Here is a 22,089-nt window from a genome sequence, read left to right on the forward strand (position 1 = left end):
TGCGGCCGCATGATGCTCCTCGGACGCCGTCCGCGCCCACTCCTACGTCGTGTGACGTCGCGCAACGCTCCGTTACGTCGCCGCTCGTGGACCGTCGGTGGTGCGTGTTTGCATCACTCCACTGACGAGGGAGTGTTCCATGACGCACGTCGAACGGGCCGCCCGAGTGGCCTCGGTGCCACTGCGGATCGCGGTGTTCTCGCACGGGACGGAAGCGCCGCCGGCGAGCCGCGCGTACCGCGACGAGCTGGACCTGTTCGCCGCCGCGGAACGACTCGGGTACGCGAGCGCGTGGGTCCGGCAGTTCCACTTCCGGCACGACGACGACCCAGACCGCGGCGGGCTGCCGTCACCGTTCGTCTTCCTCGCCGCCCTCGCCGAGCGCACCTCGACCCTCCGGCTCGGACTCGGTGCGGTGACGCTCCCGCACGAGGACCCGGTCCGCGTCGCCGAGGACGCCGCGGTGCTCGACGCGCTCAGCGACGGCCGGGTCGAGCTCGGCGTCGCGAACGGCGGCGGCCCCGAGACCCTCGACGTCTTCGCGCCGGACCTCGCCCACGCCGAGCACGAGGCACGTCGGGCGGCCTTCGACGCCCAGCTCGACACGCTGCTCGGTGCGCTCCGCGGGGAGCCGCTCGGGACCGGCACGGCCCGACTGAACCCGGACGGCAGCGCGCTGCTGGACCGGCTCTGGGACGCCACCCTCACCGCCGGCAGCGCTGCGATCGCCGCCACCCGGGGACACGGGGTCCTGGTCGGCACCACCCAGACGGTACCGGCCGAGGTCACCGCCGCCGCCTACCTCGACGCGCTGCCCGACGGCGCGGTGCCGCGGGTGGCGCTCTCCACCGCGATCTACCCGGCCCGTGACCGTGCCACGGCGCTGCGCGAGGCCCGTGCCGGCATCGAGGCGAAGTACGCGTGGGGCGAGTCGTTCCTGCCCCCGGCCTCGACCCTGGCCGAGAAGGCCGCGTCGCTGAACCTGCACTACGGCACCGCCGAGGACATCGCCGAGTCGATCCTGTCGAAGCCGTACTCCCGGTACGCCACGCAGCTCAACGTGCAGGTCGAGCACGGCTACGCCGACCAGGAGCGTCGGCGCGAGGCCCTCGCGCTCTTCGCGGAGGACGTCGCGCCACGCATCGGGGCGACGGTGGGGCCGGTCGCACCGGCACGGACACGAGAGGCGGTGACGGCATGACGCGCGACGGCGGCCTCGTGCTGGGCGGGATGGTCTTCTACCCGGGCGGTGAACACGTCACGAGCTGGCGGCTGCCCGGCAGCGAACCGGAGCAGTACCTCGACGTGGAGTACTACGTCCGGTTCGCCCAGACGCTCGAGCGCGGCGGGTTCGCGACGCTCTTCATCGCCGACGAGCTCTACGTCTGGGACCGCTTCGACTCCGGCATCGACCACGTCGTGAACATCCGCACCGAGCCCTTCACGCTGCTCGGCGCGCTGTCGCAGCGGACCGAGCACATCGGACTCGCCGCCACGGTGTCGACGACGTACAACGAGCCGTACCACGTCGCCCGGAAGCTCGCCTCGCTCGACCACCTCAGCGAGGGCCGCGCCGCGTGGAACCTCGTCACGAGCGCCTCCGACGAAGAGGCGTGGAACTTCGGGCGCGACGCCAACCTCGACCACGCGGTGCGCTACCGGCGGGGGGCCGAGTTCGTCGACGTCGTGCAGGGACTCTGGGACAGCTGGGACGACGACGCCTTCCTGCACGACAAGCAGTCCGGGTACTTCGCCAAGCGCGAGGGCCTGCACGTCCTCGACCACCAGGGGGAGTTCTTCCGGGTGCGGGGACCCCTCAACATCGCCCGTCCGCCCCAGGCTCACCCGGTGCTGTTCCAGGCCGGCGCGTCCGAGGCCGGCCGAGCGCTGGCGGGGGCGAAGGCCGAGGGCGTGTTCACGCTCTGGCAGGACGAGCTCGCCGACGCGCAGGCGCTGTACGCCGACTACAAGCGCCGAGCCGTCGACAACGGTCGCGACCCGTCGTCGATGCTCATCCTGCCGGCCGTGTCGCCCGTCATCGGCGACACCGAGGCGGACGCGCTGCGCCAGCTCGACGAGATCGAGGAGCTCACACCGGACCGCGTCTCGCTCGACCTGCTCTCGCACTACCTGCAGACCGACCTGTCCGACCGGCCGCTCGACGCGCCGTTCGAGCACGTCTTCGACGAGTCGTCGATCACCCAGTCGAAGTCGGTGTACGAGTCGATCCGACGCATCGCCGCGGACGCCACGACGCTGCGCGAGGTCTACCGGACGATCCTGCGGCGCCGGTTCCTGCCCGGAACACCCGAGCAGATCGCGGACTGGCTGACCGAGCGCTACGAGCAGGACGCCGCGGACGGCTTCATGCTCGCGTTCTCGTCGATCCCGGTGAGCGTGGACCGGTTCGTCGACCAGGTGGTACCGGAGCTCGAACGCCGCGGCGTGTACGACCGCACGTACCGCGGGGACACCCTGCGCGAGCACCTCGGGCTGGCGCGACCGGCGAGCACGCTCCGGACTGCGGAGGTGTCGGCATGAGCGACCGGATCCTGCTCGGTGCGTTCGCCTTCCACCCCGGCGGCGCACACGTCACCGGCTGGCGGCACCCGTCGTCGCGGCCGGCCGAGCACCTGACGATCGGCCACCACCGCCACATCGCGCAGAGCGCCGAGCGCGGGTTCTTCGACACGCTGTTCCTGGCGGACGGCCTGTACTTCTGGGACCGGTACCCCTCGGGCGTCGACCACTACGGCGCGCTCCGCCCGGAGCCGTTCACCCTGCTCGCCGCGCTGTCCCAGGTGACCAGCCGCATCGGGCTCGCGGCGACGGTCTCGACCACCTACAACGAGCCGTACCACGTGGCGCGGACGATCGCCTCCCTCGACCACATCAGCCGGGGCCGCGCGGCGTGGAACCTCGTCACCAGCCGCTACGACGAAGAGGCCCGGAACTTCGGCGGCGACGCACACATCGACCACTCCCGCAGGTACGAGCGCGGCCGCGAGTTCGTCGACGTCGTCCACGGTCTGCTCGACAGCTGGGACGACGACGCGATCCGTGCGGACGCCGCGTCCGGGATCTTCGCCGACCGGGACGGGCTGCACCGGCTCGACCACGACGGAGAGTTCTTCCGGGTGCGCGGTCCGCTCAACATCGCCCGGCCGCCGCAGGGCCACCCGCTGCTGTTCCAGGCCGGCGGCTCCGAATCCGGCCTCGAGCTCGCCGCCGACACCGCGGACGCCGTGTTCACGCGGGGTGGGTCCGCGGCCGACGTCCGTCGGTTCGTCGACGACCTGCGCGCCCGGGCGGTCCGGCACGGTCGCGCTGCCGACGCCGTGAAGATCATGCCCTCGGTCATGCCGGTCGTGGGGGAGACCGCCGCCGACGCCCGGGCCGAGGCGGACGCGATCCTCGCACTCACCCCGGACGCCCTCATCCTCGAGGACGTGTCGCACCAGATCGGCCAGGACCTGTCGGGGCGCGACGTCGACGTGCCGTTCGACTACGCCGAGGAGTTCGACACCTCGAACGAGACCCGGTCGCCGAAGCCCGCGGTCGAGCGCCTGCTCGCGGACGGGCCGGCGACGCCCCGCGACGTCTACTCGTGGTCGTACCGGCGGAGCCTGCTCACCGGCACCGGGCCGGAGATCGCCGACCGGCTCGAGGAACTCGCGGACGACGGCGGAGCGGACGGCTTCATCGTGCAGTTCCCGTACCTGCCGGGTGGCATCGACCGCTTCGTCGACCACGTCGTGCCCGAGCTGCAGCGCCGCGGCCGGACCGCCACCACGTACGACGACCTCACCCTGCGCGAGCGGTTCGGACACCCCCGCGTGCCCGACCGTGCGCACCGCTGACCGCACCACCCCCTGCACCCCGAACCCCAGGAGCCAACCATGACCGTCGACCTCACGTCGCGGCGGCGGCGCCTCAAGCGCCTCGCCCTCGCGGCCACCGCGTCCGCCCTCGCCCTCACCCTCGCCGCGTGCTCGTCCGGCGGCGACTCCTCGTCCGGCTCGTCGGACGCCGGCACCTACACGCTCGGCCTCCAGGAACCCGACAGCACCATCAACCCCCTCACCACGTCCGACTACAACGCGATGTTCATCGTCGGGCTGGCATCCGAGGGACTCCTCAGCCAGGACGCGCAGGGCAAGCTCGAGGGCCGGCTCGCCGACTCCTGGAAGGCCTCGTCCGACGGGCACACCTGGACCGTCACCCTGCGCGACGGCCTGAAGTTCTCGGACGGCGCCGCCCTCACGAGCAAGGACGTCGTCGCGACGTTCGACTCGATCATCGGCACGGACAGCCAGTCGCCCGGCAAGTCGAGCTTCGAGGGCATCCTCGGGTCCGTCGCCGCGGACGGCGACTCCGCCGTGGAGTTCACGCTCGACAAGCCCTACGCCGACTTCCCCTACCTGCTCACCGGCTCGAACACGACGATCCAGCCCGCCGGCTTCACGGCGTCGACGAACTGGGCGAAGCAGCCCGTCGGTGCCGGCCAGTTCGTGCTGTCGAAGTACTCCGCCGGCCAGGGCGCGACGTTCACGAAGAACCCCGACTACTGGGACGCGAAGGACGTCGACCTCGAGAAGGTCGACGTGAAGTTCTACGCCGACGACCAGGCACAGCTGCTGGCCTTCCAGAGCGGCGAGATCGACCAGATCGCGTCGAGCCCGACCGCGACCTCGACGCTGCAGGCCTCCGACTACAACGAGACCAAGCCGTACTACAACAAGTTCGACGGCATCTTCCTCGACGTGACCAAGGCGCCGTTCGACGACCCGGACGTCCGCGAGGCGTTCGCCCTGGCGCTCGACCGGAAGGAGATCGTCAAGACGGTCTACGGCGGGAACGCCGAGGTCGGCAACGACACCACGTTCTTCCCGAGTTCCGCGATCCAGCCGAAGGGCCTCGAGCAGCGGTCGCAGGACGCGGCGAAGGTGCGGGAGCTCCTCGGCGGCAAGACCGTGTCGTTCGAGATCATCACGCTCGACGCCGAGAAGGCGCTCGCCCAGGTGGTGCAGCAGCAGCTCGAGGCCGTCGGCGGGTTCGACGTCACGCTCAAGGTGCTCACGAGCGCGCAGTACTACGCCGACGGGGCCGACACGCCGTGGCTCAACGCCCCCGTGACGATCACGAACTGGGCGCAGCGACTGCCGGCCCAGTACGTCGACCTGATCTACCGGTCCGGCGCCGCCTGGAACGCGTCGAAGTACTCGAACCCGGAGCTCGAGACCCTCGTCGACCAGTACGAGTCGACCACGTCGAAGTCCGAGCGGCAGGACCTCGCCGACCGGATCGCGACGATCGAGTGGACGGACCTGCCGGTGATCGTGCCGGCGTTCGCGTCGAGCAGCATCCTGCTGCAGAAGCGCGTGACGGGGACCTTCCGGTCCGGGCAGGACTTCCCGGGCGGGTTCGACTTCCGCGGGATCGGGGTCACCTCGTCATGAGCACCGCGCGCCGCCGTCGTCTGCTGTCCCTCGTCGGCCAGCGGGTCGTCCAGATCCCGCTCGTCCTGGTCGTGGTCTCGATCCTCACGTTCTGGCTGGTCCAGGTCGTCCCGGGGGACCCCGGACGGAACGCGCTCGGGCAGTACGCGACGGCGGCGCAGGTGCAGGCCTGGAACGTCGACCACGGACTCGACGGCTCCCTCGTGAGCCGGTACCTGCACTGGATCGGCGGGTTCGTGACCGGCGACTGGGGCACGAGCTTCGTGTACTCCGAGCCGGTGCGGGACCTGGTGCTCGGACGGCTCGGCAACTCGCTCCTGCTCGGCGCGTACGCCTTCGTCATCATGGTGCCGGTCGCCCTCGTGCTCGGCGCCGTGCAGGCCTACCGCCAGGGGCGCCGGTCCGACCGTGCCGTGACGGTTGGCCTGCTGACCGTCTCCGCGATCCCGGAGTTCGTGGTCGGGATCGTCCTGCTACTGGTCTTCGCGGTCTGGCTCCGCGTCGTGCCCGTGCAGGCGTCCGGCGCGCTCGACGCGGGGTTCGGCGAGCGGCTCCGGGTGCTCACCCTGCCGGCGGTCGTGCTGGCCCTGGCGTACCTCGCCGTCCTGACCCGGATGGTGCGGGCCGGCGTCATCGAGACGATCCGGTCGCAGTTCCACCGGACCGCGGTGTTGAAGGGGCTGACGACCGGTCAGATCGTCCGGCGGCACGTCGTCCGCAACGCGCTCATCCCGACGTTCTCGGTGCTCGGGATCTACCTCGGCACCCTGCTCGGCGGGAGCGTGATCGTCGAGACGCTCTTCTCGTACCCGGGGCTGGGCGCGCTGCTCGTGTCGGCCGCCGAGCGGAAGGACGCGCTCCTGCTCGAGAGCGGCGTGATGCTCGCCGGAGCGCTGTCCCTCGGCGCGCTGCTGCTCACCGACCTCCTGTTCGTCGTGGTCGACCCCCGGATCCGGTTCGAACGGCGGGTCACCGCATGACCGCCGTCGTCCCCGGAGCCCTCGCCACCGACGCCCCGGTCGTCACCGGGCCGGAGCAGACCGCAGGATCGCGCCGTGCCCGTCGTGGCTGGCGCGCGCTGCTGGGTCGCCCGACCTTCCTGGTCTCGGTCGCGGTCCTCGTCTGGTGGGTCGTCCTCGCCGTCGGGTGGCACGCGTTCGGGTTGCAGCCGTTCGCGAAGACCGGGGAACTCCTGCAGGCACCGAGTGCGGCGCACTGGTTCGGCACCGACTCGCTCGGACGCGACGTCTTCGCCCGGGTCGCGGCCGGAGCCCGCCCGGCGCTCGTGATTGGCCCGTTCGGTGCCGCGCTCGCGACCGTCCTCGGGGGCACGCTCGGGCTCGTCGCGGGCTTCCACCGCGGCTGGGTCGACACCGCCCTGATGCGGTTCTTCGACGTGCTCCTCGCGCTGCCGAGCCTCATCTTCCTGGTGGTGCTCGTGGGGGCGTTCGGCGTCTCGACCCCGGCGCTCGTGCTCATCGTCGGCGTGCTCTTCGCACCGGGCATCGCGCGCATCGTCCGCGCCGCGGTCCTCGTCGAGATGGGCAAGTCCTACGTGCAGGCGGCCCGGCTGCAGGGAGAGAGCGCGCTCCGGGCGATGCTCACCGAGCTCCTGCCGAACGTCGTCGGGGTGTTCGTCGTGCAGGCCGTCCTGAGCCTCGGTGCCGCCATCTTCATCACCGCGTCGCTGTCCTTCCTCGGCCTCGGGTCGCAACCTCCGGCCGCCGACTGGGGCCTCGACATCAACGCGAACCGCGCCTACCTGCAGGCCGCCTGGTGGACGGTCGTCTTCCCGGGCGTCGCCGTGGCGTCGATCGTCGTCGCCGCGAACCTCATCGCGGACAACCTCAAGGAGGTCGCCGAGTGAGCGAACCGCTGGTCCGGGTCGAGGGACTCACCGTCGCGTACCGCGGCGTCAGGGTCGTCGACGGGGTGTCGTTCACGATCGAGGCGGGCGGATCGTACGGCCTCGTCGGCGAGTCCGGCTCCGGCAAGAGCACGGTGGCGGGGACCCTCACCGCCTCGCTCGGTCCGGATGCCGACGTCTCAGCGGCGGCGATCGTCGTCGACGGTTCGGACGTGCCCACGCTCCGCCGCGAACGGCTCCGGCGCTTCCGGCGCGACGTGGTCGCGGTCGTGCACCAGGAGCCGGGCCTCGCGCTGAACCCGACGATGCCCGTCGGCCGTCAGGTCGCCGAGGTGCTCCGTGCCACCGGGTCCGGGCGGGCCGAGGCCGAGTCCGGCACGGTCGAGGCGTTCACCCGCGTCGGCCTGCCCGACCCGGACACGATCGGCGTCCGGTACCCGCACGAGCTGTCCGGCGGGCAGCAGCAGCGCGTCGCGATCGCGATGGCCCTGGTCTCCCGGCCGCGGCTGCTCGTGCTCGACGAGCCCACGACCGGCCTCGACAGCACCGTCGAGGCGGGGATCATGGCGCTGATCGACGAACTGCGCGAGGAGACCGGCTTCGCCACGCTCCTCATCAGCCACAACCTGCCGCTCGTCGCCGCGCACTGCGAGCGGGTCGGTGTCCTCCGGCACGGCGTGCTCGTCGAGGAGGGCTCCGCCCGAACGGTGCTCGGTGCGCCGTCCGAGCCGTACACGGTGCAGCTCGTCGAGGCGCTGCCCGACATCACCGCGGGCAAGGCCGCCCGCGGCACCACGGAGGACGACGTGCTCGTGTCGGTCCGCGGCCTCCGCAAGGAGTACGACGGTGCGGTCGCCCTCGACGGCATCGACCTCGACCTGCACCGGGGCGAGGTCCTCGGCGTCGTCGGGGAGTCCGGCTCCGGCAAGACCACGTTCGGACGTGCCCTCGCCGGTCTCGTCCGGTACGACGGCACGGTGACCACGGCTGCCTCCGCCGCGGGCGACGGCCCCGGGCGACGGACCCCGCCCGTGCAGGTCGTGTTCCAGAACGCCGACGCCTCGCTCAACCCGAGGCGGACCGTCCGGCAGGTGCTCGGCCGAGCGATCCGACTGCTCGGTGGCGAGGGCAGCGCCGAGGACCTCGCCGCCCGGGTCGGACTCGACGCCGCGGTCCTCGACCGCCGGCCGGCGCAGCTCTCCGGCGGACAGAAGCAGCGCGTCGCCATCGCCCGGGCCTTCGCAGGTCCCGTCCCGTTGGTCGTGTGCGACGAGCCCACCTCGGCGCTCGACGTGTCCGTGCAGGCGCGGATCCTCGACCTCGTCCTCGACCTGCAGCGCACCACCGGGACGACGTGCGTCTTCGTGTCGCACGACCTCGCGGTGGTGCGTCGCGTCGCCGACCGTATCGCGGTCTTCGACGCCGGGCGGATCGTCGAAGTCGGTCCGGCCGAGCAGCTGTTCGACGCGGGACGGCACCCGCGCACGCGGGAGCTGGTCGCGGCCGCGTTCGACCTCCGTCGGCGAGCGGGCCTGGTCGCAGCGGCGCCCGACGGGATGGTCGACGCATGACGCACGGGGACGGACGTCCGCGGTAGCGTGCCGCCATGAGCGACGACACGACCCCCGCCCGCGCGCGTGACACCCGCATCGCCGTCGTGACCGGCGGCGGCAGCGGGATCGGCCGCTCCGCCGCACTCGCGCTGGCGGGCGACGGGTGGACGGTCGTGGTCGCCGGACGGCGGCGTGGCCCGCTCGACGAGGTCGCGGCCGTCTCGGAGCGCATCGTCCCGGTCGTCGCCGACGTCTCGGTCGAGGCGGACGTCCGACGGCTCTTCGACGAGACCGTCGCACGGTTCGGCCGACTCGACCTCCTGTTCAACAACGCCGGCACCGGGGCGCCGGCGACGCAGTTCGACGAGATCACGCTCGACACCTGGGACGAGGTGCTGGCCGTAACCCTCACGGGTTCGTTCCTCTGCGCCCGCGAGGCGTTCCGGATCATGCGGACCCAGACACCGCAGGGCGGCCGCATCATCAACAACGGCTCGATCTCCGCGCACGCACCGCGGCCGCTCTCCGCGCCCTACACGGTCGCCAAGCACGCGGTGGCCGGCCTGACGAAGCAGCTCCAGCTCGACGGTCGGGCGTTCGGCATCGCCTGCGGGCAGCTCGACATCGGCAACGCAGCCACCACCATGGGGTCGGGCGCGGCGGACGGGACGATGCAGGCGGACGGCTCGATCCGCCCCGAACCGACGATGGACGTCGCCGAGACGGGCCGAGCGGTCGCGTACATGGCCGGGATGCCGGCCGGCACGAACGTGTCGAACCTGACGGTCATGCCGACCGCCATGCCGTTCGTCGGTCGCGGCTGACACCGGACAGGAGGGACGGTGCGGCTCGGCGCGCACCCGGAGTCCTCGACGGCGCGGGTCTGCCGCGGGGCGGACCGTTCAGCCCCGCGCGGCGCGCGCCCCACCGGGCAACGACCGCCGCGCCCGCCGCCACCACGCACCCCACGGCAGCGAGGTCGCGAGCGCCAGGCCGATCACGACGCTGCCGAACCACCCGACGACGACGCCGGGGATCGGCACGAGCAGGCTCGTCCACAGCAGCACCGCGAGGATGCCCAGCACGTACGCCGCCCCCGCCTTGAGGTACCGGAGCCGCTTCAGCCCCGACGCCTCGTCGAGCCGCGAGGTCAGGCGCGCGAGGAACACCGCCCCGACCCCGATCGCGGCGATCGCCACGGCTGCCTGTTCGAGCGCCCCGAGCCCGTCACCGCCGAGGACCCCGGAGCCGGACAGGCTGTAGACCCCGTCGAGGATCTCGAACAGCATGAACACCACGAGCCCGCGTTCGAAGACGACCGTCGAGGCGTAGGCGTGGATCCGCCAGGCGCCGCTCCCGGTCCCGATCGACGCCGTGTCGGTCCCGTCCGTGCTCCGGAGCGCCCACGCCGCGATCCGCTTCGATCCGAGGTACGCGCCGATGCCGATCGTCCCGCCGAGGACCACCGGCAGCAGCGTCGACGGGGACCACCCGGCGTCGACCCCCACGAGCACCGAGGTCAGCAGCACCCCGGTGCCGGCGGTGACCAGCGACCAGACGCGAGGGCGGGCGACCCGGGCGAGCCGCGCCTCCAGTCGGCCCAGCCAGGACCGACGCGACGCGCGGTCCGTGTTGAAGAGGTACTCGGCGAACACGAGCCAGATGAACGCGGCGCCGAAGGCGGCGAGGGCCGGCCGCACCTCGGCGAGGTGCGCCGAGAACGAGCCCGGTGCGAACACGGCCTCGCCCACCGAGCTCGCCGGGTCGGTCGCGTCGCCGACCGCCACCGCGGCCGGTGGGAGCAGCAGCCGCATCGCGAGGACGCCCGCGACGATGCCGAGCGACAGGAACAGTCGCCGCGCGGGGGAGTGCAGGCGCGAAGCGATGCCGGCCATCGGGACCGACGAGTCTGCCGCCATCGCGATCTCGAGGAGCGCGAGCGCGACGAACGCGAGCGCGGCGGCCGGACCGAGCACGAACCACGCCAGGGCGGCGGCTGCGACGGTGGTGAGCAGGGGGACGGTCAGGAGCGATCTCGTGGCCATCAGCCCATCCAGCACCGTCGGCCTGGGTGGGCAGTGGAGCGCTCCTGGGCATCGGCCTGGAGGAACGGCTCGGTTCACCCGGGACGGGTGACGGCCCGTCCCCACTTGCGGGGACGGGCCGTCGGGTCACGTCGGCAGGCGGCCGGGTGCGGCCTCCGGTGCGTCAGTCGTGGAACGTCTCGATGGACGCGCCGAGCGAGTTGAGCCGTTCCTGCAGCTGCTCGTAGCCGCGGGCGATGATGCCGACGTTGCGCAGGACGCTCTCGCCCTTGGCCGCGAGCATCGCCAGCAGGATGACCACGGCGGGGCGGAGGGCCGGCGGGCAGCTGACCTCGGCACCCGAGAAGTGCGTCGGGCCGGTCACGTCAAGCCGGTGCGGATCGCGCAGGGTCACGCTCGCGCCCAGGCGGGTGAGGTCGAGCAGGTGGATCGCGCGGCCCTCGTAGACCCAGTCGTGCACGAGCGTGGTGCCCTCCGCCATCGCGGCGATGACCACGAAGAACGGCAGGTTGTCGATGTTCAGGCCGGGGAAGGGCATCGCGTGGATCTTGTCGATCGGCGCGTGCAGCTCGGACGGGTGCACCGTGATGTCGACCAGGCGGGTGCGACCGTTCGCGGCGGGGTACTCGTCGGTCACGTCGAAGCGCAGGCCCATCTCGGCCAGGGTCGCGAGCTCGATCTCGAGGAACTCGATCGGTGCGCGCGTGACGGTGAGCGTGGAGTCGGTGACGATGCCGGCGGTCAGCAGGCTCATGGCCTCGACCGGGTCCTCGCTCGGCCAGTAGTCCACGACCTCGTCGATGCGGCTCTTGCCGGTGATCCGGAGCGTGGTGGTGCCGATGCCCTCGATCTCCACCCCGAGGAGCTCGAGGAAGAAGCAGAGGTCCTGCACCATGTAGTTCGGGCTGGCGTTGCGGATGACGGTCTCGCCGTCGCGGGCGGCCGCGGCCAGGATCGCGTTCTCGGTGACGGTGTCGCCGCGCTCGGTGAGGACGACCGACTTCGTCGGGACCTCGGTGTTGGCCACGTCGACCTCGTACCAGCCCGACGTCGCCTCGACGTCGACGCCGAACGGGCGCAGGGCGATGAGGTGCGGCTCGACCGTGCGGGTGCCGAGGTCGCAGCCGCCGGCGTACGGCAGGCGGAAGGACTCGTACCGGCCGCTGAGCGGACCGAGGAACATGAGGACGCTGCGGGTCCGGCGGGCGGCGTCGGCGTCGATCGCGTCGAGGCGGAGGTCGGACGGGGCGACGATCTCGAGGGTCTCGCCGTCCTCGGACCAGGTGACCGTCGCACCGAGGCTGCGGAGCACGTCGATGATGCGGTCGACCTCGACGATGCGCGCGACCTTGTGCAGGCGGGTCACGCCACGGTTGAGCAGCGAGGCGCACAGGAGCGCCACGGCGGCGTTCTTGCTCGAGTTCACCGCGATCGAGCCGCTCAGCTTGCGGCCGCCCTGCACGCGGAGGTGAGCACGCTGCGGGGCGCCGCCGATCGAGACGATCTGCTGGTCGAGGGCGTCGCTGATGCGGGTGAGCATCTCGAGGGACAGGTTCTGGCCGCCCTGCTCGATGCGGTTGATGGCGCTCTGGCTCGTGCCGACGCGTTCGGCGAGCTGGGCCTGGGTCATGCTGCGACCCTTGCGGGCGCCCCGGATGAGGGCGCCGACCTCGCGGAGCGGGGCCGGGGTGGTCGGGGGAGCGACGATGGTGGTGTCGGTCATGAGGGGCACGCTAACACGCCCATGAGATAAATCGCGGGGGACAACGCCCAGACTTCTCAGGATCGACTCGGGAATACACCGTCTGTGAGAACTTCGTCGTCACCTGTCGTCCAGCGGAGCACGTCCTCGGTCAGGGGCGCGCGAGCCGGCCGCGCACGATCGAGTCGCCCGAGTGTGCCGGGTCGCCGTCGTCCGCCTCGGCCGAGACGTCGACGACCGGGAAGCGTGCGGTGTCCATGCCCGACGGGACCGTGAACCGCCCGCGGTCACCGTCGAGGAACCCCACGCTGACGAGCCCGTCGAGGTCGGAGCGCATCATCCACACCTCGCGCAGGGCACCGGTACCCGTTCGTCCGGTCCCGCCGCGCAGGTCGACCACGAGCGAGAGCCGCCCGTCGCGGTCCCGCTCCAGCTCGGCGGTGCCACCGGCCCCGGACCATCCGGGCAGCGCGTCGAGCTCCGCCCGTGCGAGCACGGTCTCGGACGCCGAGCCGGGGAGCCCGGGCAGGGCACCCGTCGCCACGCCGATCCCGAGCACGATCGCGAACGCCCCGACGACGGCCGCGACGGTCAGGAGGACGCGCCGACGGCGGTGGACGCGGGGACCACCGGGGGTGACCCGTCCGCGGGGGCGGGTCGTTCCTCCTGGGCGGCCCGTTCCGGAGACCGCGACCGGTGCGGGTGACTCCGCCGGGACGCGCGGCGGACCGTCCCGGACCTCGGCGGCGATGCGGTCCCAGACCGCCTCCGGGGGCGCGTCGAGCCGGACGTGGGAGGACGACCGCGTCACGGCGGCGACGCGCTGCAGGTCCGAGACCTCGTCACGGCACCGGGCGCAGGCAGCGAGGTGCTCCGTCACGGCGTCGTCGGCCACGACACCGGAGACCGCGAGCATGGCGAGCGTCTCGTCGTCGACGTGCTTCATTCGATCACCTCGAGACGTGTTCGGAGCCGAGCCAGACTTCGGTGGATGTGACTCTTGACGGTGCCGAGGGGGAGTCCGAGCCGCTCGGCGATCTCACGATGGCTCAGCTCGTCGTAGAACGCCAAGCGCATGACCCGGCGTGGCACGTCGTCCAGCCGGTCGAGCTCGCCCGCGACCAGTGCGCGTTCGGCCAGGTCGAACTCGGACTCCGGTGCCGCCGCGGTCTCCTCGACGACGGTCGGGTCGGTGGTCCTGGCGTGCCGTGTCCGTTCCGCGAAGGCGTCCGCGATGCAGTTCCGGGTGATCCCGACGAGCCAGGCGCCGAGCGGGGCCCGCTCCGGGTCGTAGCTGGCACTCCGGCGCCAGGCCTTCACGAAGACCTGTTGCGTCACGTCCTCGGCCGCCGACTGGTCGCCCAGCGCGCGGAGCGCCAACGAGTAGACGAGCGGGGACCACCGGTCGTAGACGGCGCGCAGGGCGTCCTCGCTCCCGGCGCTGAACGCGTCGGAGAGCTCGCTGTCGTCCGGGAGGGTGGTCGTCACTGGATCCTGTCGCTGGCGTGGTCGTCGTCGACCGTGACCCGATCGTACGGCGGTCGTGATCGCTCCGGTCAGGCGGGCGTCGCGCTGATGATGAGGTTGCTCTCGTAGTGGTGGGTGGACTCGTCGAACACGCCGCCGCAGGAGACCAGGACGAGCCGTCGCGGTCCGTCGGTCCGGAAGACCGAGGCCCACGGGAGGCCGCGTTTGGCGACGAGGGCGACCGAGTCGATCCGCCACCGGGTCCGGTCACCGGAGGTGTCGGTCAGAGTGACGGTCGTGCCGGCGGGGACGTCCCGGAGGTGGGCGAACGGCCCGACGCCGTAGCCGACGGCGTCGACGTGGGCGGCGATCACGACGGTCCCCGTGGTCGACGCCGGTGCTGCGCCGTACCGGTACCAGCCGGCGACGGCCGGATCGGGCGGCAGGGACATCGCGCCCTGGTCGTCGACGCCCTCGGGACGGACCTCGGCCAGCACCCCGGCCCAGTCGACGGCGATCCGGGACGGAGCGGCGACCCGGACGGCCGGCGGGACCGTGGCGCGGACCTGCGGCACCGCGGTCGAGAACGCCGACGGCACCGGGGTCGGCGTCGACGACGGACCGGTGACGATCGCGGTCGAGGGGTGCCCGTCGGGGGTGGGGGAGCCGCCCGACGAGCACCCGGTCAGGATGGTCGCGGCCACCGCGGCGACGACGAGCGCCGCCGCGGTGGTCCGGACCGGGGACGGCACGGTCAGTGACCCGAGTCCTGCCGCTGGTCCCCGGTCACGGTGCGGCGGCGCCGGAGCACCACCGCGCCGATCGCGACCGCAGCCGCGAGGGCTGCTGTCGTCCCGCCGACGATCCCGACGGTGTCGGTCCGGTTCGTCGCGACGAGTCCGGCGTTGCCGGCCGGGACGCCGTTCGGCGTGCCGCCGAGGTCCGAGATCGTCTGGGTGGCGAGCGCCAGGTTCTGGTCGTCCAGGCTGCCCCAGGCGTACACGATCGTGTCGGCGCCGGCGGTGACAGCGACGTCGGCCGGACCGATCACCGGGTCGGTCGTGCCGGTGGCGGCGACGGATGCCGAGACGGTGCCGGCGGGGAGCTCGAGTGCCTGCTCGTCGGGGTTCGACAGGTTGCTGACGACGGCCTCGCCACCGGCGAGGACGTCCACCGCCGGCGCAGCGGCGACGTGCCGGACGATCAGGCGTCCCTGCCCGGCCGGGGTGGCCGAGACATCGTTGGTGAAGAGCGTGGCGGTGGGCTTGCCGCTGGTGTCGTCGTGCGCGACGGCGGTGTAGTTCCCGCCGGCGTCGAGCGTGACGTCCACGGGGCCGATGACCGGCTTCGACGCATCGGCTGCGTCCGACGCGGTGATCGCGAGCTGGTGTGCGCCCGCCGGGACCATCATCGGGCCGGCGAGGGTCCCCGGCGTGAAGTCGTCGAGGGCGCGCTTCCCGTCCAGGTAGACGTCGACCGTGACGTCCGGGACGGCGTGCAGGACGGAGAGCGTCGCGTCCCCGGTGGCGGCGGAGGCGGTGGCCGCCGGGACCGCGGCCGCAGCGGCGGCGAGCAGCACACCGGCGGCGAGGCCGGTGGCGAGGGTCTTGCGCATGTCGGGTCTCCTTCTGGCCCCTTCGGGCCGGTACGGACGACGTCGTCGTCGACGTCACACCGGCACTACCGGCGGACGGGGCCGATCGGATGCACCCGATCCGGAATCCGGTGTCGGCAGGTCACGCCGGTCACGCCGGCCACGTCGAACGACCGGTCATGCCTAACGACCGGCCCGGGCCCGCCGATAGTCCTCGGTGCAGCCCACGGACGGGCAGCATCCCGCCCCACGGACGGCGGCGGGACGATCGAGAACCAGGACGGGCCATGATCGTCGTCACACGACTCAACGGCAGCGGATTCGCTGTCAACCCCGATCTCGTGGAGCGCATCCAGGAGACGCCGGACACGACGCTCATCATGGTCGACGGCGCCAAGTACATCGTCCGCGAGTCCCTGGCCGACGTCATCGACCTGATCGCCGCGTACCGGGCACGCATCGTCGGCATGGCCTACGGTACGGACACCGCCGCTCGAGACGCCACCGGCCCGCAGCCGACGCTGGCACCGGTCGCCCCGATCCACGCCGTGTCCACCGACCGGGCACCCCGCACGCAGGACGGGGGTCGCTGACGTGGACATCGCGACGATCATCGGGATCCTGCTCGCCTTCGGCGCCCTGTTCGGCATGGTCGAGATGGAGCACGTCGAGCTCGCGGGGCTGTTCCTGCCGGCACCGATGCTGCTCGTGTTCGGCGCCACGATCGGTTGCGGCATCGCGAGCACGACCCTCAAGGACGCCATCGCCAGCTTCAAGGCCGTGCCGAAGGCGTTCACCGGCAAGGTCACCCCGCCGCAGTCGGTCATCGACGACGTGGTCGGGCTCGCCGAGACGGCCCGTGCGAACGGTCTGCTCGCGCTCGAGCAGGAGGCCGACAAGCACGTCGACCCGTTCATGAAGAAGGCGCTGCAGAACATCGCGGACGGCACGGACGGCGACGAGCTGCGGATCCTGCTCGAGGACGAGATCGAGTCGAACGCCGCCCCGGTCCGGTCGGCCAGCTCGTTCTTCATGGGCCTCGGCGGCTTCGCCCCCACCGTCGGCATCATCGGCACCGTGGTGTCACTGACCCACGTCCTCGCGAACCTCGGCAAGCCCGACGAGCTCGGTCCGCTCATCGCGAGCGCGTTCGTCGCGACGCTCTGGGGCCTGCTCACCGCCAACTTCCTGTGGCTGCCGATCGGCGGCAAGCTCCGCAAGCTCGCGCAGCTCGAGGCCGACCGCCAGACGCTGCTCATGGAGGGGCTCCTCGCGGTGCAGGCCGGCAGCCAGCCGCGCCTGCTCGGCGAGCGCCTGACCGCCATGGTCCCGCCCGCGGCGCGCGGTGGGGACGCCAAGGGCGGCAAGGCGAAGGCCGGCAAGGGCAGCGACGCGGACGCCGACGACCAGCAGCTGGCGGCCTGACGATGAGCGCCAACCCCCGCGGGCGCGGTCGCGGACGCGCGAAGAAGTCGCACGACGAGGCCGAGCACCCCGACGAGCGCTGGATGGCCTCGTACATGGACATGATCACCGTGCTGATGTGCATGTTCCTCGTGCTCTTCGCGATGTCCACGGTCGACCAGCAGAAGTACATCCAGCTGAAGAACTCGCTCGCCACGGGCTTCGGCGAGGTGAAGTCGCAGAAGATCGACACCGCGTCGGGCACGGTCGTGACGAAGGACGAGGTCAAGGACGGCTCCGGGTACTCCGTCGACAAGTCCCAGGCAGACCACTCGACCGCGTCGTCCGGCACGAAGGACACCAACGTCGACCCGGCCTCCACCGTGGTGCCGACGACCGCGACGAAGGCCGACGTCGCCGCGGCGAAGAAGGAGCTCGACGACCTGCAGGCCATCGAGCAGGCGATCAAGGCGAACCTCGCGAAGGCCGGCCAGACGTCGAACGTGCAGTTCACGGTCGACGCCCGCGGGCTCACGGTCCGGCTCGTCGGCAGCGAGACGTACTTCACCACGAACAGCGCCGACCTGTCCGACCAGGCGAAGCGGATCATGGACGCCATCGCCCCGGTCCTGAAGACCGGCGGCCACGACGTCAGCGTCGAGGGCCACGCCGACCAGCGGAACTCCACCGCGCCGTACGCGACGAACTGGGAGCTGAGCGCCGCCCGCGCGACCGGGGTGCTCCGCGACCTCGTGGAACGCGGCGGGATGCCGGCCCAGCACATCCAGAGCGTCGGGTTCGGGTCGAGCCGTCCGCTGGCGAAGGGCGGGACGGACGCCGACCTCACGCTCAACCGGCGGGTCGACATCGTGGTGCTGTCGAACCAGGACCAGGACGTCAGCGCGCTGATGCCGGCCCTGGCGAAGGCGCAGGACGGGGCACGAGCCGGCTGAGCGCACCACCGCCCCAGAACGGGGCACAGCACTGACGGGACGTCCCCGGCGGACCGATAGACGCACCCGTGACCGAGACCCTGCCAGCGCCCGAGGTGTACGACTTCGCGCGCCCGTCGACGCTCGCCCGCGAGCACGCCCGGGTCCTCGAGCTCGCCTTCGAGACCTTCGCGCGCCAGTGGGGCACCCAGCTGACGGCGAAGGTCCGCGTGGTGAGCCAGGTCACGTGCGAGCAGGTCCAGATGACGACGTACGACGAGTACGCCGCCTCGCTGCCCGCACTCACCGGCATGGTGCTGCTCCCGATCGCGGACGTCGTCCCGAAGGGCGTGCTGCAGGTCCCGCTCGACGCCGCGCTCACCTGGGTCTCGCACGCGCTCGGCGCCTCGAAGCCGCTCCCGACGCCGGACCGGACGTTCACCCCGATCGAGCAGGCGCTCGTCCGCAAGATCGTCGAGGACGCCCTCGACGACCTGCGCTACTCGTTCGGCGGCCTGCTCGCGCACGACGTCACCGCCGGCGGCTTCCAGTTCAACTCGCAGTTCGCCCAGGCCGCCCAGAAGGGCGACCTCATGATCGTCGCCTCGTTCACGATCCGCGTGGGGGAGCGCGTCGCCCCCGGCACGCTCGCGCTGCCGGCCGACGCCGTCCTGCCGCAGCTCGGCGAGGCCGCCGCCCACGTCACCCCCGCCGACGCCCGCGCCCTCGTCGACGCGCAGCTCGCCAGCGTGCCGGTCGGCGTCAGCCTGCGGTTCGCCCCGGCGACCGTGCTGCCGTCGCAGGTCCTGCGTCTCGCCGTCGGCGACGTGCTGCCGCTGCCGCACCCGCAGCACCGCCCCCTCACCATCGCGGTCGACGGCGAGCCCGTCGGCACCGCCGCCGTCGGCGCGAACGGCTCGCGCCTCGCCGGCATCGTCGTCACCACCACATCGGAGCAGCCCGCATGACCGTCACGACCACCCTCCACACGCAGGCGGCCGAGGCACTCGCCGCGCAGCTCCCGACGGCCGCTCCGCTCGCAGCGGTGGCGGTCCCGGGAGGCGCGACCCCCGTCGTCCTCGAGGCGGCCGGTGACGCTGTGGTCGCGTCCTTCGTCGGCGGCCTGTCGGCCGACCTCGTCCTCGTGCTCACCGACCTCGAGGCCGTCGTCGCCGCGGGCGGCACCGACCACGGGATCGTCGACGTGACCGACGTGCTCCGTCCGTCCCTCGAGGCCGCCGCCGGTGTCCTCGGCGTCGGCGTCCTCGGCGAGGCTCGGCGCGAGTCGGCCTCGGCGCTCCTGGCCGACCCGGACGCGGTCGTGTTCGAGCTGACCGCCGGTGGCGTCCCCGGCGGCTGGTTCGCGCTGCGCGTCCGCGAGAACGGCACCGTGTCCGCACCGGCCGCCGCGGCACCGACGACGAGCCTGCCCGCCGGGAACCTCGGCCGGATCAACAACGTCGAGATGACCCTGACCGTCGAGATCGGCCGCACCCGGATGTCCGTGCGCGACGTGCTCGGCATGGAGCCCGGCGCGGTCGTCGAACTCGACCGCAGCGCCGGAGCCCCGGCCGACGTCCTGCTCAACGGCCGGCTCATCGCGCACGGCGAGGTCGTCGTCGTCGACCAGGACTACGCGGTCCGGATCACGAAGATCCTCGACGTCGCCGAGAGCGTCTGAGCCCCGACGTGGACACCGCCGTCATCGTCCTCCGCGTCGCGCTCTCGCTCGGCGTCGTGCTCGCCCTGATGTGGGTGCTGCACCGTCGCGTCGCGAAGAGCGGCCTGGGTGCGGGCAAGGCCAAGGGCCGCCGCTCGGCGTCGGTCGAGGTCGTCGGCCGCCAGGGCATCGGCGGCAAGGCGAGCGTCGTCGTCGTCGACGTCGAGGGCGAGCGCCTCGTGCTCGGTGTCTCCGAGCACGGTGTCGCCCTGCTCACCAGCGGACAGGCGCCGGCGCCGGAACTCACGATCGTGACCGGGCCGGTGACGCTGCCGGTGCGTCCGACCCCGTCGGCCGACGCGTTCTCTCGGGAACTGCAGCGACAGGACCAGACCGAGCCGTCCCTCCAGGACCACCTACCCATGCGTCCCCGCAACCGCCGCTCGCAGCGCACCACGCTGCCCACGGCGCAGCAGCTGCAGGGGTCGATCCTGTCCGCCGACACCTGGCGGCAGGCCGCCTCGGCGCTCCGGAACCGGCGGGCCGGGTGACCGCGGCACGCACCGGACGCTTGATCGCCCTCCTCCTGCTGGGGGTGACGATCGTCGCCGGCTTCCTCATGCTCACGGCGACCGGCGCCCACGCGGCCGGTGTCGTGCAGCCGACCGCTCCCGCCACGCCCACGCCGCCGTCGACCGGTGACTTCAGCGTCAGCGTGAACGGCCCGGACGGCACCCCGTCGTCCGCCGTCGTCACCCTGATCGGGATCACCCTGCTCAGCGTCGCACCGGCCCTCATGCTGATGATGACGTCGTTCACGAAGATCTTCGTGGTGCTCGCGATGACGCGGAACGCCCTCGCACTGCAGTCCATCCCGCCGAACCAGGTGCTGGCAGGGCTCGCGCTGTTCCTGTCGCTCTTCGTGATGGCACCGGTCCTCGGGCACATCAACGACGACGCCCTGCAGCCGTACCTCGCCGGCCACCTCGACTTCACCCAGGCGGTCGAGATCGGGACGAAGCCACTGCGGACCTTCATGCTGCACCAGACGCGTGAGGAGGACGTGGCGCTCATCACCCGTGCCGCCGGTCAGGACAACCCGAAGTCGATGGCCGACGTGCCGATGACGACGGTGATCCCCGCGTTCGTGATCTCCGAGCTCCGCAGCGCCTTCATCATCGGGTTCGTCATCTTCATCCCGTTCCTGGTGATCGACCTCGTCGTCTCCGCGGCGCTCATGTCGATGGGCATGATGATGCTCCCGCCGGTCATGATCTCGCTCCCGTTCAAGATCCTGCTGTTCGTCCTCGTCGACGGGTGGGGGCTCATCATCAAGTCCCTCATCGAGAGCTACCAGGTGGTGCACTGATGAACCAGCAGGCCGTCATCGACCTCACGCTCCAGGCGCTCCTGGTGTCGGCGAAGCTCGCCGCGCCCGTGCTCGTGACGTCGCTCGTCGTGGGCTTCGCGATCTCGCTGTTCCAGTCGGTCACGCAGATCCAGGAGGTCACGCTCTCCTTCGTGCCGAAGGCCGTCGCCGTCGCGATCGCCCTGGTCGTCTGCGGCAACTGGATGATCTCGGAGATGGTCGGGTTCACGCACGTCGCGTTCGACATGATCCCGAAGCTCTTGGGAACGGCCTGATGGAGCTGTCGATCGACGGCGACCGCCTCGAGGCGACGATGCTCGCCGGCGTCCGCCTCGTCGCGTTCTTCGTCATCGCGCCGCCGTTCTCGTACCGCGCGTTCCCCGCGACGGTGAAGGTGATCCTCGGCATCGGGCTGGCGATCGGCGTCGCCCCGCGCGTCGCGGTCGGCTACGAGTCGCTCGACACCGGACCGTTCCTGCTCGCGCTCCTGACGCAGCTCCTCGTCGGACTCGCCCTCGGGTTCCTCGTGTTCCTCGTGTTCGCCGCCGTGCAGTCGGCCGGTGCGCTCATCGACCTGTTCGGCGGGTTCACGCTGGCGCAGGCCTTCGACCCGCAGTCGCAGGTGAACGGCGCCCAGTTCACGCGGCTGTTCCAGATGGCGGCGCTCGCGCTGCTGTTCGCCTCGGGCGGGTACCAGCTCATCGTCGCCGGACTCGTGCGCTCCTTCGACGCGGTGCCCCTGACCGGCACGTTCGACCTCGGCGGCCTGGCGTCCGTGCTCGTCACCGCGCTCACGCAGATGTTCCTGTCCTCGCTGCAGATCGCCGGGCCCCTCGTGGTGGTGCTCTTCCTCGCCGACGTCGGCCTCGGCCTGCTCACGCGCGTGGCCCCGGCGCTCAACGCCTTCCAGATGGGCTTCCCGATCAAGATCGGGCTGACCGTCGTCTTCGCCGGCGCGCTCTTCATGGCCCTGCCGTCCGTCGTCTCGTCCCTCACCGGCGACGCGGTGGCCGCGATCACGGGACGGGGGTGACGAC

General features: G+C 72.0%; 23 protein-coding genes. 17 read left to right on the top strand and 6 right to left on the bottom strand.

The genetic code is table 11. The annotated features are described in order from the left end of the window. Window positions 1-139: 139 nt before the first annotated feature. From ACEN8D_RS02285 to ACEN8D_RS02320, 8 genes are read left to right on the top strand one after another with little or no spacing between them, the layout of a single operon-like run. A complete protein-coding gene (locus ACEN8D_RS02285) occupies window positions 140-1,201 on the top strand; it encodes an LLM class flavin-dependent oxidoreductase (protein ID WP_309779497.1) in 1,062 nt (353 codons plus the stop codon). Beyond that, the gene (locus ACEN8D_RS02290; RefSeq protein ID WP_261647247.1) at window positions 1,198-2,541 is read left to right on the top strand and encodes an LLM class flavin-dependent oxidoreductase; all 1,344 of its coding nucleotides are present in this window, start codon (window positions 1,198-1,200) and stop codon (window positions 2,539-2,541) included. The genes ACEN8D_RS02285 and ACEN8D_RS02290 overlap by 4 nt, the downstream gene beginning before the upstream one ends. Further along, complete coding sequence (locus ACEN8D_RS02295; RefSeq protein WP_229086583.1) at window positions 2,538-3,860, top strand: NtaA/DmoA family FMN-dependent monooxygenase; 1,323 nt, start codon at window positions 2,538-2,540, stop codon at window positions 3,858-3,860. The genes ACEN8D_RS02290 and ACEN8D_RS02295 overlap by 4 nt, the downstream gene beginning before the upstream one ends. A 39-nt stretch (window positions 3,861-3,899) precedes the next feature. Beyond that, the gene (locus tag ACEN8D_RS02300) at window positions 3,900-5,459 is read left to right on the top strand and encodes an ABC transporter substrate-binding protein (protein ID WP_413398947.1); all 1,560 of its coding nucleotides are present in this window, start codon (window positions 3,900-3,902) and stop codon (window positions 5,457-5,459) included. Beyond that, a complete protein-coding gene (locus ACEN8D_RS02305) occupies window positions 5,456-6,439 on the top strand; it encodes an ABC transporter permease (protein ID WP_070418892.1) in 984 nt (327 codons plus the stop codon). The genes ACEN8D_RS02300 and ACEN8D_RS02305 overlap by 4 nt, the downstream gene beginning before the upstream one ends. After that, window positions 6,436-7,326 carry an ABC transporter permease gene (locus ACEN8D_RS02310; protein ID WP_413398948.1) on the top strand — a complete coding sequence of 297 codons (891 nt, stop codon included), beginning with the start codon at window positions 6,436-6,438 and terminating at the stop codon, window positions 7,324-7,326. Before ACEN8D_RS02305 ends, ACEN8D_RS02310 begins: the two co-directional genes overlap by 4 nt. Next, window positions 7,323-8,897, top strand: a complete 1,575-nt coding sequence (locus ACEN8D_RS02315) for an ATP-binding cassette domain-containing protein (protein ID WP_413398949.1) — start codon at window positions 7,323-7,325, stop codon at window positions 8,895-8,897. Before ACEN8D_RS02310 ends, ACEN8D_RS02315 begins: the two co-directional genes overlap by 4 nt. A 35-nt stretch (window positions 8,898-8,932) precedes the next feature. Then, window positions 8,933-9,703 carry an SDR family oxidoreductase gene (locus ACEN8D_RS02320; RefSeq protein WP_413398950.1) on the top strand — a complete coding sequence of 257 codons (771 nt, stop codon included), beginning with the start codon at window positions 8,933-8,935 and terminating at the stop codon, window positions 9,701-9,703. Between the two features lie 78 nt (window positions 9,704-9,781). Here ACEN8D_RS02320 and ACEN8D_RS02325 read toward each other — a convergent pair whose 3' ends face one another. The 6 genes from ACEN8D_RS02325 to ACEN8D_RS02350 form a co-directional block, all read right to left on the bottom strand. Further along, window positions 9,782-10,924, bottom strand: a complete 1,143-nt coding sequence (locus tag ACEN8D_RS02325) for a DUF475 domain-containing protein (protein ID WP_402736611.1) — start codon at window positions 10,922-10,924, stop codon at window positions 9,782-9,784. Window positions 10,925-11,087: 163 nt separating this feature from the next. Beyond that, on the bottom strand, window positions 11,088-12,647 hold the full coding sequence (locus tag ACEN8D_RS02330; protein WP_070418895.1) for a helix-turn-helix domain-containing protein: 1,560 nt from the start codon (window positions 12,645-12,647) through the stop codon (window positions 11,088-11,090). A 130-nt stretch (window positions 12,648-12,777) separates the two neighbouring features. Beyond that, window positions 12,778-13,572: an anti-sigma factor gene (locus ACEN8D_RS02335; RefSeq protein WP_413399715.1), complete on the bottom strand. Its 795-nt coding sequence runs from the start codon at window positions 13,570-13,572 to the stop codon at window positions 12,778-12,780. Continuing rightward, window positions 13,569-14,114, bottom strand: a complete 546-nt coding sequence (locus ACEN8D_RS02340) for an RNA polymerase sigma factor (protein WP_071294616.1) — start codon at window positions 14,112-14,114, stop codon at window positions 13,569-13,571. Before ACEN8D_RS02340 ends, ACEN8D_RS02335 begins: the two co-directional genes overlap by 4 nt. Before the next feature lie 68 nt (window positions 14,115-14,182). Beyond that, window positions 14,183-14,845 (bottom strand): class F sortase, encoded by a 663-nt coding sequence (locus ACEN8D_RS02345; RefSeq protein ID WP_413461306.1) that lies wholly within the window; start codon window positions 14,843-14,845, stop codon window positions 14,183-14,185. Between the two features lie 2 nt (window positions 14,846-14,847). Then, window positions 14,848-15,708, bottom strand: coding sequence for a DUF4397 domain-containing protein (locus ACEN8D_RS02350; protein ID WP_413461305.1), 861 nt, complete (start codon window positions 15,706-15,708; stop codon window positions 14,848-14,850). A gap of 266 nt (window positions 15,709-15,974) precedes the next feature. Here ACEN8D_RS02350 and ACEN8D_RS02355 point away from each other — a divergent pair, with 266 nt between their 5' ends. The 9 genes from ACEN8D_RS02355 to ACEN8D_RS02395 all read left to right on the top strand — a co-directional run bounded on the left by ACEN8D_RS02355 (window position 15,975) and on the right by ACEN8D_RS02395 (window position 22,085). After that, the gene (locus ACEN8D_RS02355) at window positions 15,975-16,280 is read left to right on the top strand and encodes a flagellar FlbD family protein (protein WP_261647256.1); all 306 of its coding nucleotides are present in this window, start codon (window positions 15,975-15,977) and stop codon (window positions 16,278-16,280) included. Window position 16,281: 1 nt separating this feature from the next. Beyond that, window positions 16,282-17,112, top strand: coding sequence for a motility protein A (locus tag ACEN8D_RS02360; RefSeq protein WP_413399889.1), 831 nt, complete (start codon window positions 16,282-16,284; stop codon window positions 17,110-17,112). 2 nt (window positions 17,113-17,114) lie between these two features. Next, window positions 17,115-18,044, top strand: coding sequence for an OmpA/MotB family protein (locus tag ACEN8D_RS02365; protein ID WP_413399890.1), 930 nt, complete (start codon window positions 17,115-17,117; stop codon window positions 18,042-18,044). Window positions 18,045-18,112: 68 nt separating this feature from the next. Further along, the gene (locus tag ACEN8D_RS02370; RefSeq protein ID WP_495601135.1) at window positions 18,113-18,991 is read left to right on the top strand and encodes a flagellar motor switch protein FliM; all 879 of its coding nucleotides are present in this window, start codon (window positions 18,113-18,115) and stop codon (window positions 18,989-18,991) included. Further along, window positions 18,988-19,704: a flagellar motor switch protein FliN gene (gene fliN / locus ACEN8D_RS02375; RefSeq protein WP_413399228.1), complete on the top strand. Its 717-nt coding sequence runs from the start codon at window positions 18,988-18,990 to the stop codon at window positions 19,702-19,704. Before ACEN8D_RS02370 ends, fliN begins: the two co-directional genes overlap by 4 nt. A gap of 8 nt (window positions 19,705-19,712) precedes the next feature. Continuing rightward, window positions 19,713-20,234: a FliO/MopB family protein gene (locus tag ACEN8D_RS02380; protein WP_309779508.1), complete on the top strand. Its 522-nt coding sequence runs from the start codon at window positions 19,713-19,715 to the stop codon at window positions 20,232-20,234. Window positions 20,235-20,254: 20 nt separating this feature from the next. Next, window positions 20,255-21,052, top strand: a complete 798-nt coding sequence (gene fliP / locus ACEN8D_RS02385; RefSeq protein ID WP_309887592.1) for a flagellar type III secretion system pore protein FliP — start codon at window positions 20,255-20,257, stop codon at window positions 21,050-21,052. Beyond that, on the top strand, window positions 21,052-21,327 hold the full coding sequence (gene fliQ, locus ACEN8D_RS02390; protein WP_070418905.1) for a flagellar biosynthesis protein FliQ: 276 nt from the start codon (window positions 21,052-21,054) through the stop codon (window positions 21,325-21,327). The genes fliP and fliQ overlap by 1 nt, the downstream gene beginning before the upstream one ends. Next, on the top strand, window positions 21,327-22,085 hold the full coding sequence (locus ACEN8D_RS02395; protein ID WP_070418906.1) for a flagellar biosynthetic protein FliR: 759 nt from the start codon (window positions 21,327-21,329) through the stop codon (window positions 22,083-22,085). Before fliQ ends, ACEN8D_RS02395 begins: the two co-directional genes overlap by 1 nt. Window positions 22,086-22,089: the final 4 nt, after the last annotated feature.

Source organism: Curtobacterium sp. Curtsp22, from assembly GCF_059492135.1.